16 protein-coding genes and 2 pseudogenes are annotated in these 14,573 nt (G+C 69.0%); 7 read left to right on the top strand and 11 right to left on the bottom strand.

Annotated features, from left to right (window positions below):
• Positions 1 to 320: 320 nt before the first annotated feature.
• From Drose_RS26380 to Drose_RS26340, 9 genes and pseudogenes are all read right to left on the bottom strand, one after another.
• The gene (locus Drose_RS26380; RefSeq protein WP_260724011.1) at positions 321 to 1,874 is read right to left on the bottom strand and encodes a hypothetical protein; all 1,554 of its coding nucleotides are present in this window, start codon (positions 1,872 to 1,874) and stop codon (positions 321 to 323) included.
• The gene (locus Drose_RS26375) at positions 1,871 to 3,037 is read right to left on the bottom strand and encodes an SEFIR domain-containing protein (RefSeq protein WP_260724010.1); all 1,167 of its coding nucleotides are present in this window, start codon (positions 3,035 to 3,037) and stop codon (positions 1,871 to 1,873) included. Before Drose_RS26375 ends, Drose_RS26380 begins: the two co-directional genes overlap by 4 nt.
• A 5-nt stretch (positions 3,038 to 3,042) precedes the next feature.
• Complete coding sequence (locus Drose_RS26370) at positions 3,043 to 3,465, bottom strand: hypothetical protein (protein ID WP_260724009.1); 423 nt, start codon at positions 3,463 to 3,465, stop codon at positions 3,043 to 3,045.
• Between the two features lie 66 nt (positions 3,466 to 3,531).
• Complete coding sequence (locus Drose_RS26365; RefSeq protein ID WP_260724008.1) at positions 3,532 to 3,882, bottom strand: hypothetical protein; 351 nt, start codon at positions 3,880 to 3,882, stop codon at positions 3,532 to 3,534.
• Between the two features lie 424 nt (positions 3,883 to 4,306).
• Positions 4,307 to 4,567: a hypothetical protein gene (locus Drose_RS26360; protein WP_260724007.1), complete on the bottom strand. Its 261-nt coding sequence runs from the start codon at positions 4,565 to 4,567 to the stop codon at positions 4,307 to 4,309.
• An 81-nt stretch (positions 4,568 to 4,648) separates the two neighbouring features.
• The gene (locus tag Drose_RS26355) at positions 4,649 to 5,023 is read right to left on the bottom strand and encodes an ATP-binding protein (protein ID WP_260724006.1); all 375 of its coding nucleotides are present in this window, start codon (positions 5,021 to 5,023) and stop codon (positions 4,649 to 4,651) included.
• 49 nt (positions 5,024 to 5,072) lie between these two features.
• A complete protein-coding gene (locus Drose_RS26350; RefSeq protein ID WP_260724005.1) occupies positions 5,073 to 5,471 on the bottom strand; it encodes a toll/interleukin-1 receptor domain-containing protein in 399 nt (132 codons plus the stop codon).
• Positions 5,452 to 7,635 (bottom strand): helix-turn-helix domain-containing protein, encoded by a 2,184-nt coding sequence (locus Drose_RS26345; RefSeq protein WP_260729807.1) that lies wholly within the window; start codon positions 7,633 to 7,635, stop codon positions 5,452 to 5,454. The genes Drose_RS26350 and Drose_RS26345 overlap by 20 nt, the downstream gene beginning before the upstream one ends.
• 159 nt (positions 7,636 to 7,794) lie before the next feature.
• Positions 7,795 to 9,017: pseudogene (locus tag Drose_RS26340) on the bottom strand (ISAzo13 family transposase); the annotation flags it as partial.
• 180 nt (positions 9,018 to 9,197) lie between these two features.
• Here Drose_RS26340 and Drose_RS26335 point away from each other — a divergent pair.
• Positions 9,198 to 9,368: a hypothetical protein gene (locus Drose_RS26335; protein WP_260724004.1), complete on the top strand. Its 171-nt coding sequence runs from the start codon at positions 9,198 to 9,200 to the stop codon at positions 9,366 to 9,368.
• A 302-nt stretch (positions 9,369 to 9,670) separates the two neighbouring features.
• Here the strand turns inward: Drose_RS26335 and Drose_RS26330 are convergent, their stop codons facing one another.
• A complete protein-coding gene (locus Drose_RS26330) occupies positions 9,671 to 9,874 on the bottom strand; it encodes a hypothetical protein (RefSeq protein WP_260724003.1) in 204 nt (67 codons plus the stop codon).
• On the opposite strand from Drose_RS26330, the gene Drose_RS39190 reads away from it, so the two are divergent.
• Entirely contained in the window at positions 9,780 to 9,977 is a 198-nt protein-coding gene (locus Drose_RS39190; protein WP_343869644.1) for a hypothetical protein, read from the top strand. The two genes, Drose_RS26330 and Drose_RS39190, sit on opposite strands and share 95 nt — an antisense overlap.
• Here the strand turns inward: Drose_RS39190 and Drose_RS26325 are convergent.
• Entirely contained in the window at positions 9,910 to 10,263 is a 354-nt protein-coding gene (locus Drose_RS26325) for a hypothetical protein (protein ID WP_260724002.1), read from the bottom strand. The two genes, Drose_RS39190 and Drose_RS26325, sit on opposite strands and share 68 nt — an antisense overlap.
• 358 nt (positions 10,264 to 10,621) lie before the next feature.
• Between Drose_RS26325 and Drose_RS39380 the strand changes: the two are divergent.
• The 5 genes and pseudogenes from Drose_RS39380 to Drose_RS26300 all read left to right on the top strand — a co-directional run.
• A pseudogene (locus tag Drose_RS39380) lies at positions 10,622 to 11,063 on the top strand (IS1634 family transposase); the annotation flags it as partial.
• Between the two features lie 359 nt (positions 11,064 to 11,422).
• Entirely contained in the window at positions 11,423 to 12,253 is an 831-nt protein-coding gene (locus Drose_RS26315; protein WP_390891241.1) for a DUF4397 domain-containing protein, read from the top strand.
• Positions 12,253 to 12,876, top strand: a complete 624-nt coding sequence (locus Drose_RS26310) for a class F sortase (RefSeq protein ID WP_260724001.1) — start codon at positions 12,253 to 12,255, stop codon at positions 12,874 to 12,876. Before Drose_RS26315 ends, Drose_RS26310 begins: the two co-directional genes overlap by 1 nt.
• A gap of 61 nt (positions 12,877 to 12,937) precedes the next feature.
• The gene (locus tag Drose_RS26305; RefSeq protein ID WP_260724000.1) at positions 12,938 to 13,573 is read left to right on the top strand and encodes an RNA polymerase sigma factor; all 636 of its coding nucleotides are present in this window, start codon (positions 12,938 to 12,940) and stop codon (positions 13,571 to 13,573) included.
• The gene (locus Drose_RS26300) at positions 13,527 to 14,348 is read left to right on the top strand and encodes an anti-sigma factor (RefSeq protein ID WP_260723999.1); all 822 of its coding nucleotides are present in this window, start codon (positions 13,527 to 13,529) and stop codon (positions 14,346 to 14,348) included. The genes Drose_RS26305 and Drose_RS26300 overlap by 47 nt, the downstream gene beginning before the upstream one ends.
• The last annotated feature ends 225 nt before the right edge of the window (positions 14,349 to 14,573 follow it).

Here is a 14,573-nt window from a genome sequence, read left to right as displayed (position 1 = left end):
ACGACCGGCGGTCGAGGGTCTCGTAGCCCACGCCGCAGCGATCGCGTTGTGAGATCGCTCGTCGGCGGTTGGCCGGGGTGTCCAGCACGGCCGGTCGACGTCCCAACGGTCCTTGAGGAGGAGGTATATCGCCCCGTCTGGCCGTCCTCCTCGAAACCGGTCAGTTCCCGCCGGTACCGGATGAATCCGTCCGGTACCGGCGCAGCTCGATCACCGCCCGCACATGCCGCGGGGGCATGTGCGGGTGCCGGTGGGCGGTTGTCACTATTCTTAGCAAGCAGGTCGCGCTTGCTCAGCGCCGCGACTCGCTGCGGACGGCGTCAGGGTGGAGATCTGCGGTGGCCGGCGCGCTGGTCGAGGAACCACCAGGCCGCCGTAAGGTGCTGTACGAGGCTGCTGATCGGTGCGCTTTCTTCCGTACCCCAGTCGCGGTCGCGAACGAACGTGGCCGGTTGGTTGGTGGCGAGCCACTGTAGGAGCAGAGTGCGGCCCGCGCTCGAGGTCAGGTGGAGCAGCACAAGGCCGGGGTTCAGGGAGACATCGAACGCGAAGGCGTACAGGGGGTGCGGCCCCTCGATCCAAGCTGAGTGCCAGCGCACGTGCGCCCCGGCTGCAAGCCAAGACTCCAGGACAGGCAGGACCGGAATGTCGATGAGCGTGTACAACTGCGGGGCGTGAGCCGACGTCGCGTGGTCGGGTGCGTCGGCGATGGTGGCGAGCGTGGTCACGACGATGAGGCGCTGGTTGTGCGCGGCGAAGATCTCGGCGACCGGGTCGGGGCCGAGGTCGCCGTTCATCGTCCACAGCAGAAGGTCGCCAGGCGCCGAATCGAGTCCGCCGCTCGGCATGATGGCCAGCACGTGGGAGGAGGCGTGCGGCGGACCGGCGACCTGGCGGTCGAGCAGGTCGGCGCGCAGCCAGTACAGGACGGTGTGCAGGCCAAGGCCGGAGTGGTTCGCGGCGAAAGCGCGCCAGTGCTGCACAAGAGCGTCCCCGGCGGGGACAGCGCGCAGCGGATGGTCGCGGAACTGGAGTCGCTCGCGCTGATGTTCCTCGAGCTCCGAGCGGCTCGGTTCAACCGGCCGGTCAACGATCTCATAGTGCGGCCCAGTGCCGAGGTATTCGTCGAGCTGCGGGAGCAACTGCTCGGTCAGCCGCCGGTATGTAGTGCGGTCCATGGTGACGACGCCGGCGGCGTGGAGGGCATCGGCCATCTCCTCGTAGGTGTAGATCAGCCGCTCGTGGTCGATGGGCTGCACGTCGTCCAAGCCGCGGTGGCGGAATTCGGCCCAGGCTCTGTCCCGGTGCTGCGCGATATGCCGCCAGCGCGTATCGGGGTGGTGTGGTTCGAGGCGGTACAGGTCTTCAGCGCACCAGGTAGCTAGCGGGCGGGCCAGCAGATCGGACAGTGCGGCCGGCGCCATGGCGGCGGTCAGTGCGGCGTGGGTGAATATTGCGCGTGCCGGCCACGCCGCACCGGGGTCGGGGCAGAACCGGTCGGCCGCGTCGTAGTAGGCGCGGTAAGCGTCGCCGAGGTTGTCCTCGGCAAGAACGGCTTCGTCCGGGCCGATGCTGAAGTAGGTGGCGTACGTCTCGTGTACGTCGGTTGACCAAGCGGCGGCCCGCAGAAACATGTCCTCGTGTTCGATGGTGGGCGCTGCGTTCCCGGCGAGGGCGCCGAGAACGCTGGTGAGTAGGCCCCAAGGGGTGGACATGATGAGGTCGTGGTGGAGGCGCTCGTGCACTGACACGCGGTGCTGGCGGTCGTGGCTGCCGAGGCGCGCGGTGTGCAGGGTCCAGAAGCCGATGCCGTCGTGGCCGCCGAGGTCGCTGGAGGCGAGGATTTGGGAGCGGCAGGCGAAGGTCCACCTCATGGGGTGGTCAGGGTGCGGAGCAGGTCCAGGGTACCGGCCGGGTCCAGGCTGACGACTTTGTAGTGGTCGGCATTATGGGGTTGGAGGAACAGGGGGATGTCTTTGACGGTCATGCCCGGCAGGATGACCGGCAGCATGCGACGCAGCCAGGTCGGGTGGTCGGAGTTGTACAGCTCACGCAGGGTGCGCATCTCCGCTTGCAGGCCCTTGTTGCGCTGTGGGTCGATGGTGCCGTCGCCGACCGCTCGGCAGGTCGGCGAGGCGATCACCAGCACGTAGTCGCTCTCGGTGATGTGCTTGGTGGCCCATAGCTGCCAGTCGCCGCGGTCTGGGGGAGTGTCTTGGTCGAGGATGACGCCGACGCCGCTGTCGTGGAGGCACTCGGCGAAGGCCAGGACATCGCGCTTGTGCTCGTCGCTCTCCTGGGCGTAGGAGATGAAGACGCGGGGACGGCCGGCCGCGAGGCGCAGCCCGGCACCTGGATCGGCGGGCGTGATCGCCGCTCCGGTATCGATGGAGCCGTTCACGGCGCTCGTGTGCGGAAGAGCTGTGACCTGCAGGAGGTTAGGCACGAGCGACGGCGCGGTGAGGGCGAGCCGAAAGCCGCGGTGCCGGCCGCGGGCGCGCAGCCGGACACCGTCTGGCCCGACGGCGGCGAGCCGGGCGTCGAGCAGACGCTCCACGACTTCAATGAACTCACCGATGGTGAGCTCTGCCCGGGAGCGGGCCGGTAGCTGCTGATAAAGCTTGTTGAGGTGATGCGGCTCGTCACGGACCGCTGCGGTCAGCTCGGCGTGAACGGTGACGTCCCTAGCCTCGAGCTCGACGCGCCGGATGCGGAGCAGGAACGGCACGGCCAGACTAACGAGCGCTGTTGGCAGCGGCGGTGCTCCGGCTGCGGCGATGATCGCTGCCCCGGCGACGCCGCCGAGCACCGCATGCGCGACGGCGACGGGCAGGTCGATGCGCCACGTGTTCGTGCGGACTTCGAATGGCGGCACGTCGTAGCCGTGGACCCGCAGGGTCCCGCGGAGCCCGATCACGACGTCCAGCCGATCCAGGTCCAGGATGTCGGCGAGCCGGTCGATCGTGGCGGCGTCCAGGTGGACGGCGGGGTTCGCGGCCTCAGGAAAAACCTCGTTGATCCAGTTCTCGTCCACCATTGGGCTCACGCTACCGAGCCCTGCTCCGGCACTCTCCAGGTACCCAGGATCGCGCGCACCGCGAGCTCGGTGCCGCCGCCCAACAGGCGATTGTCGATCGGTGGCCGGTCCTCATGTCGGCGCAGGACCCGCTCGATCAGCATGGCCGTGCCGACACTTTGCCGCCCAGGCTCAGAAAGCGCAGATGCGGGTCGGGTCCCGCGCATGGCGAGGAGGCTGGCCATCGCGCTGACGAGGCCCCAGGCACTGCTGACTCGCAGCTCGTGGTGCAAACCTTCCTGCGTTTCGACGAGCTGTTGTTCGTCGGAGTCACGCAGCGCGGGCAGAACCACAGTCCAGGCTCCGGCACCGTCGTAGCCACCCAGCAGCCCGGTGCCGAGGAGGTCCGGCAGTCCCCCGTGCTCGCAGCGGAACGCGATGCTGTTCACCGGCGACCATTATCGCCGGTGGCCCGGCGGCCGTGACGGCTCGCCGGGCCGGCTGTCGAGCATCGGTCAGCAGTGCGGCGTGGAGACCTGGCTGGCGACGAGCGAGGAGTGGATGTAGCCGGAGTGCGGGCTGTTGACGTAGAACCAGCGGTTGGACGCGTAGTTGGAGTTGGGCGGATACACCCATTGGGCGTCGGTGTAGCACACCATCGTCACGCTGGTGCCGTTGCCCCAGAAGCCGTAGCTGCCGCACCCGGTGTTCGGGCAGCTACGGATGTTGGCGCCGCCGGAGTTCGAGCTGATGTACGGTCCGGCCGCGAACGCGGGAGCGCCCATCAGTGCGACAGCAGCCCCCGCAGCCCCCGTGACGGCGGCCAGCCGGGCGAGGCGGCGGCGGGTTGTGGTCCTGTTGGACATAGGTCTGCTCCTTGCAGGTCGGTGGATGCGGTGCGGTAACCGAACACCACGAATTCTGGTGGCCGATGTCGGGCGGTCGGTTTCGCTCCTTCGAGACTCGACCCTTGAAGCGCTCGCAGGAAGCTGTTGCATGTCGCATGGACGAAGAGGAAACACCGGAAAGTCGTCCCGAACGCTGCCGAGACCAACAGTTGGTGAACCCCACTCCCGCCTGCGGCTGCACGGCCCGATGACTATCGGTGGCTGGCAGGCAACGATCTGGACCAACTCTGGACCAACCTGACGACCGGCATCGCCAGCTACACCCGCAGTGCCACATCGACTATGAATCCCGGCTGCGACAACGGGGCGGACGGCAGGTGCTCCGCCGCGGTGTCTCGGACCAAGGTGTGGATCTGCCAGGCGTCGTCCGCCGGCGTGCCGATCAAGCCATGGCGCAGCGCGGTGACCGCAGCCTCCCGCCCAGGTCCCGCAGTTCGCGACCGGCCAGCTTGAGCGCCATCGGGTGCCCGTCCAGCCTTTTCGCGAGCGCTTCCACCTCAGTGTCACTGCCGGTTCGGTACCGCCGCAGCACCTCCACCGAGTCCGTCAACGTCATCGACCCGATCTCGACCAGGGTCGCCGGACCGTCGAAGGCGGCCTTGTTCGTGACCAGAACGGTGTGCAGGCGGGTGCCCGCGGGCACCACCAGTTCGCTGCCGAGCGCGACCCCCGGGGATGTCGTCCACGACGAGCAGGCTCGGCTCCTCCCTTCGCCACGAGCTACTCAGCGAATATGCCGCGCACGTGGTCCGGTCCGGCCGACGTCGAGGCCGACCTGGGCAAGCAGCGAACGGAGCGCGTCGATGAACCGTGCGGAGACGGCGGTGGATTCGGCCGGGCTGCCGGCCAGGGAGATCCAGTGCACCCCGCCCAAGTGCGCAGCGCCGAACTGCCACGCGTAGGCGGCCGCCAACTCCGACTTCCCGATGCCGGGAATGCCGACCAGGATCGCGAGTGGGCCGGAGGAGGCGTACTGCGTCAGACCGAACCGCTGCCGGTGCAGGGCGGAGTGCAGCAGCCACAGCTCGCGGTACCGCCCGACGAACTCGTATGAGCCCTCACGCCGCCCGTACCATCTCGGACGTCGAGTGAACGGCACCCCACCGATGTAGCCGTTCAGGGTTTGACCCTAGCGACGATCAAGGCGGTCACCTTCGCCATCGTGGCGGCGTCGTATGCGCGGGAAGCCGGTCGAACTTGTCCTCGGCCAGCTCCGCCGGGAGCAGGTGATCGGTCTCCTCGTGCGGATTGAATACCAGAACGCGCTTGGTCGGGTCGCCGTCCCGCTGGCCGGCCAGGAACGCTGCGGTCAGCTCGTACTGGCACGCGGTGCGGCTGGTGAAGTGCCGCGAATAGTACGCCACCAGCGCCTTTGAATGATGCGGCGCCTGCTCGATCTCGGCGGTGATGCCGTGGTATTCCCGGATTTCGCGCTCGTCGATGAATACGGTAAGGCCGACGCTGGTCAGTGCGGCATACAGCCGGCGGACGGCGTCCCGGTCAGGCCCGGCAAGCGACGGGAACACGTCATACCGTTGGTTGCTCATCGACAACTCCTGACGCATGCGGGCGGGTGGCCTGTCGGGGGACGGGGTGGTAACCGGTGTGCAGGGTGTGGGCCTGATCCACGAGCAACGCCGCGTGCTGGGCCCGACCGGCGGTCGCCTCGACGCAGGCCAGCCCGCAGAGCGCCCTGGCCTGCTCGAAGGTGCTGCCGGCGGTCCGGCCCAGCCTGCGTGCGGAGCGGAAGTACTTCGCCGACCGGGCCAGGTTCAACGTCTGTGCGTAGACCTCGCCGATGCAGTTCAGCGTCATCACCTCGTCCAGCATCAAGCCTTCGGCGGAGAAGATCTCCCGGGCTCGGTACAGGTGCCCGAGCGCAGCATCGAACTCGCGGTCCGCGGCCTCGGCCAGCGCCACGGTCCGCAGGGTGATGGCCGCGTTGCGGCTGACGTCGTGGCGCTCGTAGAACCGCAGCGCCTGAAGACCCAGCCGGATGGCGGTCGGCTGGTGGCCGAGGCAGTGCGCCAGCCATGCCTGATGACCGATGGTGTTGGCCGCGCCGTAGCCGTCGTCGAGGCTCGAAAAGAGCTCCAGCGCCCTCGCGTACTGCACGGCGGCCGCCTCGAACCGCTCCGTCTCGGCGTAGGCCAGACCGAGGTTGTTGCAGGTGACGGCGACCGCCCACGGGTCGTCGCACTGCACGGCCGCGGCCAGCGCCAGCACATGGGTGCGCACCCACGGCGCCCACCGTTTCGTCCGGAAATAGTAGTCTCGCAGTGCATACGCGAGCCGCCAGCAGATGTCGGGACGATCTACCGCAGCGAGTTCGCAGACGCCGACGAAGGCACTCTGCTCGTCGTCGAACCACCGTGTGGCCGCCTCCGCGTCAGCGAACTTCGCATACCAGTCGGCCGGTTCTGGTCGCACCTGCGGCGCCCGGAACCGGCTCGGGGTGACGATGAGGTCGGCGTGTTGGGCTATCTGGAGGTATCCCTGCAGGAACCGGTCCTTGGCACCTTCCCGAGGCAGTGCTCGGGCCAATTCCGTCGCGAAGAGCTGCACCAAATCGTGGAACGCGAACCGGCCGGCATGCCGCCGCTCGAGCAGGCACGCATCGATCAGCCCCTCCAGCAGTCGGACGACGTCATGACCGGGCGCCGCGCCGGCTCCGGTGAGCAGCGCGGCCGACCGGTCGTCGAACTCGCGCCCGGGATGCAGTGACAGATGGGCGAGTGCGTGAGCAACCTCGGCCGGCAATGCCGCAACGGCCGACGCGAACGCCGCACCGACGCTGCGGGTGCCGTCATCGAGCACGCTGAACCGTGGCGCCTCGTCGAGCTGCACCGCGAGCCGGTCCAGCGCGTCATCCGATCCGCCTCGCACCCGGGCCGCCGCGACCCGGACCGCCAGCGGAAGGAACCCGCACTGTGTGGCGATCCGGTCCACCTGCTCATTGCGCGCTGGGTCGTCAAGGGCGGTGTCAATGCCGGTGACGCTCGCGAACAGCCGTCGAGCGGCCAGTGGGTCGAGTTCGCCGACCTGGATGTGTTCCGCCTCATCGAGCGCGGCAAGCCGGATGCGGCTGGTGACGATGACGTCGGAGCGCCCGCCCGGCGGGAGCAGCGGGCTGACCTGGGCGACGCCGCCGGCGTTGTCGAGCACCAGAAGCAGCCGGCGCTCGCGGACCGTCCTCCGGTACAGGGCGGTCTGCTCGTCGGCATCGTGCGGGATCAGCTCACCGGGCAGTCCCAGGCGACGCAGTACCTTGTTCATCACGTCGTCGGTCGCAAGCGGCCCTTGGTCGCCGCGTAGGTCGACGAACAGACAGCCGTCATATGCGTCGAGGATCTGCGTGGCGATCTGAACGGCCAGTTCGGTCTTGCCGGCGCCGGGCAGGCCGAACAACGCGATGACCGATGCGCGGGGACGTTTCGGGTCGAGCAGGGCGGCGATCCGGTCCAGCAGGTCATCGCGACCGTAGAACCAGGTCGTTGCGGGCGGCAGGTCGACTATCCGAATCACCGGGACCTGGCGTCGCCGGCGGACCGCGGGCTGTCCCTGGACGAGCCGCAGCAGGGCGCCCCCGGCGCCGATGGCGTCGTCGCAACGTTGTGCAATGTCCCGGCTCAGCGGCTTGAGACCGTTCTCGATCTTGCTGAGATATCCCCGACTGTAGTGGGCCTTGTTGGCCAGGTCGGCCAGGGACATCCGTGCGGCGAGCCGAAATCGGCGCAGGTAGGCGCCCGGCGATCCGTTCGGAGCGCCGTCGGAAGGTGCGGTCATGAGCTGTTTCCTCTTCTGTCGGCAACAAGGAAACACTGGCAGTGGTACTTGAGGGGCGCCACGTTTGCCTTGCTGCTCGGCGTGGCGGGCGGCCTGCTCGTGCCGGGCATGGCGTTGGGTCTGGCGCAGCGCGTCGAGGTCGGTGACGAGTTGCTGGAGGTCCTGTGTGGATAGTCCGGTCAGCAGCGGATCCGGCAGTAGGACAGGCTCGGCCGCCGGCCGGTGGTGCTGGTCGGTGCCGTGGCTGTCGCCGGTGGCTGGTTGCGGGTGCAGGGTGTAGTTCCAGTCACCGTGGAAGGCGTGCCTGGCGATCGGCAGGGCGGTCATGTCCGCGTGGTGGTGGCGGCGATCGACTGCACGACGACTTCGTGGCTGGCCGGTGGCCGGCCGCGCCGGTTCATGGTGATGTGGCTGAACAGCCGGTGCTCGACCTTGTTCCACTTGGAGGTGCCGGGCGGGAAGTGGCAGACGGTGATCTGCAGCCCGGTCTGCGCGGCGAACGCGGCCAGTTCGGTCTTCCAGGCCCGGGTGTGGTACCCGTTGGACCCGCCCGGGTCCGCGGTGATCAGTAGCCGCCCGGCGGCCGGGTAGTCGCGGTGGCCGATCGCGGTCCACCAGCGGCGGATCGACTCGACGGCGAACGCGGCGGTGTCGTGGTCGGTGCCGACGTTGACCCAGCCGGAATCGGCGGCCAGGTCGTAGACGCCGTAGGGCACGGCCTTGCCCATGCTGTCACTGGGAAAGTCATGGGTGCGCGTGGCGACCGGCTCGCCCGTGGGCCGCCACTGCCGACCGGGGTTGCTGAACTGCCCGACGAGTTCTTTCTTCTTGGTATCCACGCTGACCACCGGATCCCCGGCATCCTGGTGGTCTTTGACCTGGTCGTTGATGTAGTGGAACTGGGCGTCCCGGTCCGGGTGCCGCTTGCCCTCAATCGTCTTGGTCGGGGCCTGCAGGCTGAATCCCTCGGCGCGCAGCAGGTCGGCGACGGTGTCCGCGCCGATGCGACGGCCTTGCCGGGTCAACTCCTCCGCCAGCCGGCGGGTGGACTTCGTCGTCCACTGCAGCGGCGACATCGGATCGCCCCGCTCGTCCGGCTCCACCAACGCCAGCAACACCGCGCGCAGCTCAGGATCCAGCTCGACCAGCCGCTTACGACCTCCGCCCGGCCGACCTGTGCGGCCCAACGGCGGCCCGCCACTGTCCAGATCGGATACTCCACGGGCCACCGTGTTCTCCGCCACCCCGGCCGCCCGCGCCACCGCCCGAATCCCGCCATACCCCAACGCACGAGCCTCAGCACCCATCAACAACCGCCGCTGCCGCTCATCCAGATGCGGAAACAGCACCTGAAACTTCCCCGCAACACCAGCTCGGTTTCCACCGTCACGGCCATATCACATCAGACACTCGCACGGGGCAGAAACACCAGTCATTTTTCGGCAATTTCTTAGCCACGGCCATGTCCGGCAGGTGCAGGCCGCCGCATGGCAGTTCCTGTCCGGCTGACCGCAAAGGCGCCGCTGCTGCCCGGCGCCGGCGCGGTCACCATGGTCGACTCGCCGCTGCGGCGGATCTACGGTAAGCAGAAGCAGGGCGCCGGGTTCGGTCACGCCAAAATCGGCGGCTACCAAGGTCGGCGCTTCCTCACGCGTTGACCGATCCGGATCGCTCGTTCGATGCCGTTGTGGTTGGTGATACGCGAAACACCATGTCCGCCCGGCAGTTCGACGACCTGATGCAACTCCGCCTGATCCGCAATATCTTCGTGCACTACAGCGTGCCACTGTGGGTGCCCGAGGTCGGCGGCGCGATCAACCCGGGCAGCGATGCCCACGACCTGGTGATGGCGCTCTACGGCGGGATGAGTAAGGGGAGCGGAATCGGATCAAGATCCGCGTACGGTCGGCGATGCGGGCCCAGACCGAGATCGCTTCCTGGGCGGTCACCCGCCGTACGGTTACCGGCTCGCCGACGCCGGCCCGCACCCGAATCCGGCCAAGGCGGCCCTGGGCAGGCGGCTGCACCGGCTGGAGCCCGACCCGGTCACCGCGCCGATCGTGCAGCGGATCTTCACCGAGTACGTCGCCGGGCGGGGCATGACCTCGATCGCTCGCGGGTTGACCAACGACGGCATCGCCTGCCCGTCGGCGTACGACCGCAAGCGCCGTCCAGGGCGTTATCGGACCAAGAGGGGCCTCACAACCTCGGAAACGAGCGCGAAAGGAATAGACCAGCCAGGATCTGGCCGATTCCGTATGGGATGAATACCGACGCCCTCCTGAAGGAAACCTCAATGATGAACAGCGGAACCATTGCCAGGAGAAGCAGGACGGGACCGATCACGACCACGCGGGATGCTCCGAACCTGCGCCCGAGGAGATACACGCAGAATATCGCCATGGCCGACGGAACTGCGACCCCGAGCAGGATGAGCAGTGCCAGGTACATGGTGCCGCCCGCGACGGGAGCGACCGACCCTCTCGCCAGGTCTTGATAGCCTTTCCCGAAGGTTGTGAGGTGCACGAACGAGACGACGACGGTCGTCAACACGAATAGCCCGAACCCCCGAAGGCCCCAACGAAGCGGCGACATTTCACATCCTAAGGAGACATCGAGACCTCGGGGCGGTGCGGTCCACAGGTCCCGCACCGCCCCGAACAACTCCGGTCAACTATTGCGACTAGTACTGGGTTCTCTTGCTCTGCCAGTAGGGTGCGGGACCGCCGAGGCCGGCGATGGTCGGTGCGGCGGCGCAGACACCGGACGCGGGGGTCCAGGCCTGGGTGAGCCGGCGCAGGTAGTCGTAGGTGAAGCACTGGTCGGAAGTCTGGCCGGCCGGTGCATCGCTGGTACCGGTGGTGTTGTCGGCGTTGTCGTAGGTGTAGGTGTAGGGGTAGGGGTAGTTGCCAACGGCCGGCTGCGCATCAACACGAGCAAAGTCAAGACCGAGGCCCGGCTGGACGGCAAGTACCTCATCGCCACCTCCGACCCGCGCATCAGCGCCGGGGACGTCGCGCTGCGCTACAAGAACCTCCTCGAGGCCGAACGCGGCTTCCGCGATCTCAAGACCCAACTGCTGCTCCGGCCGGTCTTCCACCGCCTCGAACACCGCATCCGCGCGCACGTGCTCATCTGCTGGCTGGCCCTGCTGCTGACCCGCGTCGCCGAACGCGGCACCGGCCAAGCCTGGCGAACATCAACGGCAACTCAGGCGAATCACCCAGGTAACCCTCGCCGGCCCGGCCGGCCCCGTCACCCAGACGACCCCGCTCAACCCCGATCAGAAGGCCATCTACCAGGCCCTTTCCGCCCAGCCGCCAGCCCGGGTCACTACCTTCGACCCCCGTTGAACACCACCGACACAGGCCGGACGGCGTAGACACGCCACCTCCCGGCCCTACCGGCATTTCCGCAGCTCAAGCCACGAATTCAGACTCGCGTGTTACCACGGACTGCGGAACCCGGGTAAAGCTGCATCCCGGAAGGGACCGACGCTGTCCTGTCCAGGAGCGCTGGCCGGACCGCCCGCCTGGTACGCGGTTGGATGAACCAGTCAAGCCCCGTATCGAAGTCAGTTCGTGTCACGACCCGCGCATGGATGCGATTCGTGGCAAATTCCACCGACTGAATCCGCACTGCCCTCCAGCGCGCGAAGGACATGGCGACAGAGCAAGCCGCTCGTATGTCCGGAAAGTGGAAGGGCTTCACCATGAGCATTCGTCTGACGTTGCGCCGCGTCGCCGCCGGAGCCGGGGCGCTGGGCGCCGTCGCTGCGGCCACCCTGCTGGTCGCCTCGCCGGCGCACGCCGCCGGGCCCAGCAAGGTGTCGGTGGTGCACGGCATCCCGGGCCAGCCGGTCGACGTGTACGTCAACGGCAAGAAGACCCTCGACAACTTCCAGCCGTCGAAGGTCGCCGGGCCGCTCGACCTGCCGGCCGGCAAGTACGACATCGTCATCGTCAAGCCCGGCGACCCGGTCACCAGCCCAATCATCAAGGTCGACCAGGCCGCCGTGCCCGCCGACGCCAACCTCAGCCTCGTCGCGCACCTCACCGCCGACGGCAAGCCGACCCTGAGGCCGTTCGTCAACGACGTGTCGAAGCTGGCCCCCGGCAAGGCCCGGCTGGTCGTGCGGCACACGGCGGCGGCCCCGGCCGTCGACGTGCGGGCGGGCGGGCAGCCGGTGTTCAAGAACCTCACCAACCCCAACGAGGCCAAGGCCGACCTGCCCGCCGGGACGGTGAACGCCGACGTCGTCCTGGCCGGCACGAGCACGGTGGCGATCCCCGCCGCCGACCTCAACTTGGCCGAGGGCACCTCCACGATCGTCTACGCCATCGGCTCCGCCGAAGGCAAGACCCTCGGCGTAGTCACGCAGACCATCACCGGCCTGCACGGCACCCCGGGCGGCGTCCCCTCCGGCAGCGGCGGCGGCGCCGACCAGGGCCCGGCCGCCTGGGTGTACCTCGCCGGCGCCCTCGGCCTGCTGACCGCCCTGGCCGGTGGCTTCGCGCTGCGGAAGTCCCGGGTCCGGGCCTGATGTCACGGACCAGGGCCGCAGCCTGGTCCGCCGTCGCCGCCGGCATCGCCACGATGCTGGCGGCGGCGGTCACCGCCTGCGCCCAGCAGCCAGCGTCCCCGACCGGCACGCCACCCACCGCGGCCAGCCCGGCCGGTCCGGCACCGGAGGTGAGCGCCACACCGGCGGCGGCCGTCCCGCCGACCGGCCTGAACATCGACCGGCTCAAGCTCGATGTCAAGGTCGACCCGGTCGGCGTCGATGACACGACGGGCGACTTCGCCGTCCCGCCCAGCGTCGACGTCGTCGGCTGGTACAAGTGGGGCCCGGCGCTGAACGCCACCACGGGATCGATCGTCATCGCCGGCCACGTCGACAGCGCCGAGCAAGGGGCCGGCGCCTTCTTCCACCTGCGCGATCTCGGCCCCGGCGACCCGATCACCGTGACCGGCGCCGACGGCAGCACCCGACGGTTCACCGTCACCGCCCGGGAGGTGTACCCCAAGGCGAAGATCCCGCTCGAGCGGTACTTCGCCCGCGACGGCACCGTGCGGCTCACCCTCATCACGTGCGGAGGCCCGTTCGACGCGAGCACCCGGCACTACCGCGACAACGTCGTCATCACCGCCCAGCCGGCGGCGTGACGCCCGGCAGCACCGGCACGACCTCGCTGTTCATGCGATACCTTCTGGAGGTGGCTGTGCGATGGTGGCACCAACGGTGACCCCGGCCGAACCGGACACCGGCAGCGCCGACAGTGGCCCGACCGGTGAGACCGACGAACTCGCCGCCGCGTTCCAACGCGGCGACGACGTCCTCGGTCTGGTCTACCAGCGGTACGCGCCGGCCGTGTTTCATCTCGCCACCCGGACGCTGAGCACCACGGCCGACGCCGAGGACGTCACCCAGGGCACGTTCGTCGCCGCCTGGCAGGGCCGGGCCGGGTTCGACCCCGCCCGCGGCACCCTGCTCGGATGGCTCCTCGGCATCGCCCGCCGCAAGGTCGTCGACCACCTGCGGGCCGCCGGCCGCTACGACCGCGCCGCCCAGTCCGCTCGCCACAGCGTCCCCGCCGTGGCCACCGAGCCGCCCGCGGACGAGGTCGTCGACCGGCTCGTGCTCGCCGACGAGCTCGCCAAACTGCCGCCCGAACAGCGCCGTGTCCTGCACCTGGCGTTCTACGACGACCTGACCCACAGCCAGATCGCGGCGGTCACCGACCTGCCACTCGGTACAGTGAAAAGCCATCTGCGCCGGGGCATGGCCCGGCTCCGCGAACGATGGGAGGTGGACGTTGCCGCACCTGGACGCCGATCAGCTAATCCTACAGGCGCTCGGTGAGGAACCCCTCACGCAGCAGGAGACCGACCACCTCGACCACTGTCAGCAGTGCCGCACCGACCTCGACGAGCTGCGCCACGTCGCCCGTGAGGGCCGGCACACGCAGACCCTGCACGACCTGCCGATGCCTCCGCAGCGGGTGTGGGACCGCATCGAGGCCGAACTCGCCGCCCCCGGCCGCGGGTCAGCTCCACCGGCCGTCACCCTGCACACCGACCCGCCCCCGGCGCGCCTCAGCCCCCCGTCGCTTGCCGCTGACGAGGTCGCGGCACGCCGGACACACCGGAAACGCCGGGCACGCCGCCACAGCCCCGGCTGGGCGATGACCGCCCTCATCGCCGGCGCCGCCGCCGCACTCGCGGTCCTCGCCACCCTCGTCGCCACCGACCGCCCCGCTCCAGCCCCACAAGCCGCGCCGTGCGCCGGTGCCACCCAGATCCGGCTCGAGGCACTTCCCGGCGCCCCGCCCGGCGTCACCGGCTCAGCCTGCCTGCGCACCGTCAACGGCCAGCGCCGGCTACACATCCACGCCCAGGGCATGCCCACCCAGACCGACGGCGGCTACGAGGCCTGGCTGCTCGACGCCACCAGCATCAACGGCCCCACCCTGCGCATGGAAGCCCTCGGCGTCCTCGTCGGCGGCGCCGAACAGGACCTCCCCGTCCCCACCGGCCTCAACCTCGAGCACTACAGCATCATCGACATCTCCGCCGAACCCCACGACGGCAACGCCGCCCACTCCGGACACTCCCTGCTACGTGGCACCCTGCGCTGACGCCCGACGAGCCGGTCGGTTGCCCGGCGTCGCATCCATCGCATCAGCCGCATGCACTGACAGCCGCACGTACTAGAACCTACGGCCCACTGGGCCGAGCCCGCGGCGCGTCAGCCGCCGACACGATGGCGGGCTGTGCTGTGACGAAGCGGTTGCGCCACATCGTCGCCGACACCGCGGACATCCGGCGAAACCGTCGACATCCGGTGACGTCACGGCCGTTCC

Source organism: Dactylosporangium roseum, assembly GCF_025264685.1.
Classification (GTDB): Bacteria; Actinomycetota; Actinomycetes; order Mycobacteriales; family Micromonosporaceae; genus Dactylosporangium; species Dactylosporangium roseum.
Note: the sequence above shows the minus strand (reverse complement) of the source record. Positions and strands in the feature narration are given on the sequence as shown.

What these genes read in the sequence shown, in the direction of transcription:
- Drose_RS26380 (WP_260724011.1), bottom strand. Translation starts at nt 1,874, where the DNA reads ATGAGGTGGACCTTCGCCTGCCGCTCCCAAATCCTCGCCTCCAGCGAC.
- Drose_RS26375 (WP_260724010.1), bottom strand. Translation starts at nt 3,037, where the DNA reads ATGGTGGACGAGAACTGGATCAACGAGGTTTTTCCTGAGGCCGCGAAC.
- Drose_RS26365 (WP_260724008.1), bottom strand. Translation starts at nt 3,882, where the DNA reads ATGTCCAACAGGACCACAACCCGCCGCCGCCTCGCCCGGCTGGCCGCC.
- Drose_RS26350 (WP_260724005.1), bottom strand. Translation starts at nt 5,471, where the DNA reads ATGAGCAACCAACGGTATGACGTGTTCCCGTCGCTTGCCGGGCCTGAC.
- Drose_RS26345 (WP_260729807.1), bottom strand. Translation starts at nt 7,635, where the DNA reads ATGTCCCTGGCCGACCTGGCCAACAAGGCCCACTACAGTCGGGGATAT.
- Drose_RS26335 (WP_260724004.1), top strand. Translation starts at nt 9,198, where the DNA reads ATGGCAGTTCCTGTCCGGCTGACCGCAAAGGCGCCGCTGCTGCCCGGC.
- Drose_RS26315 (WP_390891241.1), top strand. Translation starts at nt 11,423, where the DNA reads ATGAGCATTCGTCTGACGTTGCGCCGCGTCGCCGCCGGAGCCGGGGCG.
- Drose_RS26310 (WP_260724001.1), top strand. Translation starts at nt 12,253, where the DNA reads ATGTCACGGACCAGGGCCGCAGCCTGGTCCGCCGTCGCCGCCGGCATC.
- Drose_RS26305 (WP_260724000.1), top strand. Translation starts at nt 12,938, where the DNA reads ATGGTGGCACCAACGGTGACCCCGGCCGAACCGGACACCGGCAGCGCC.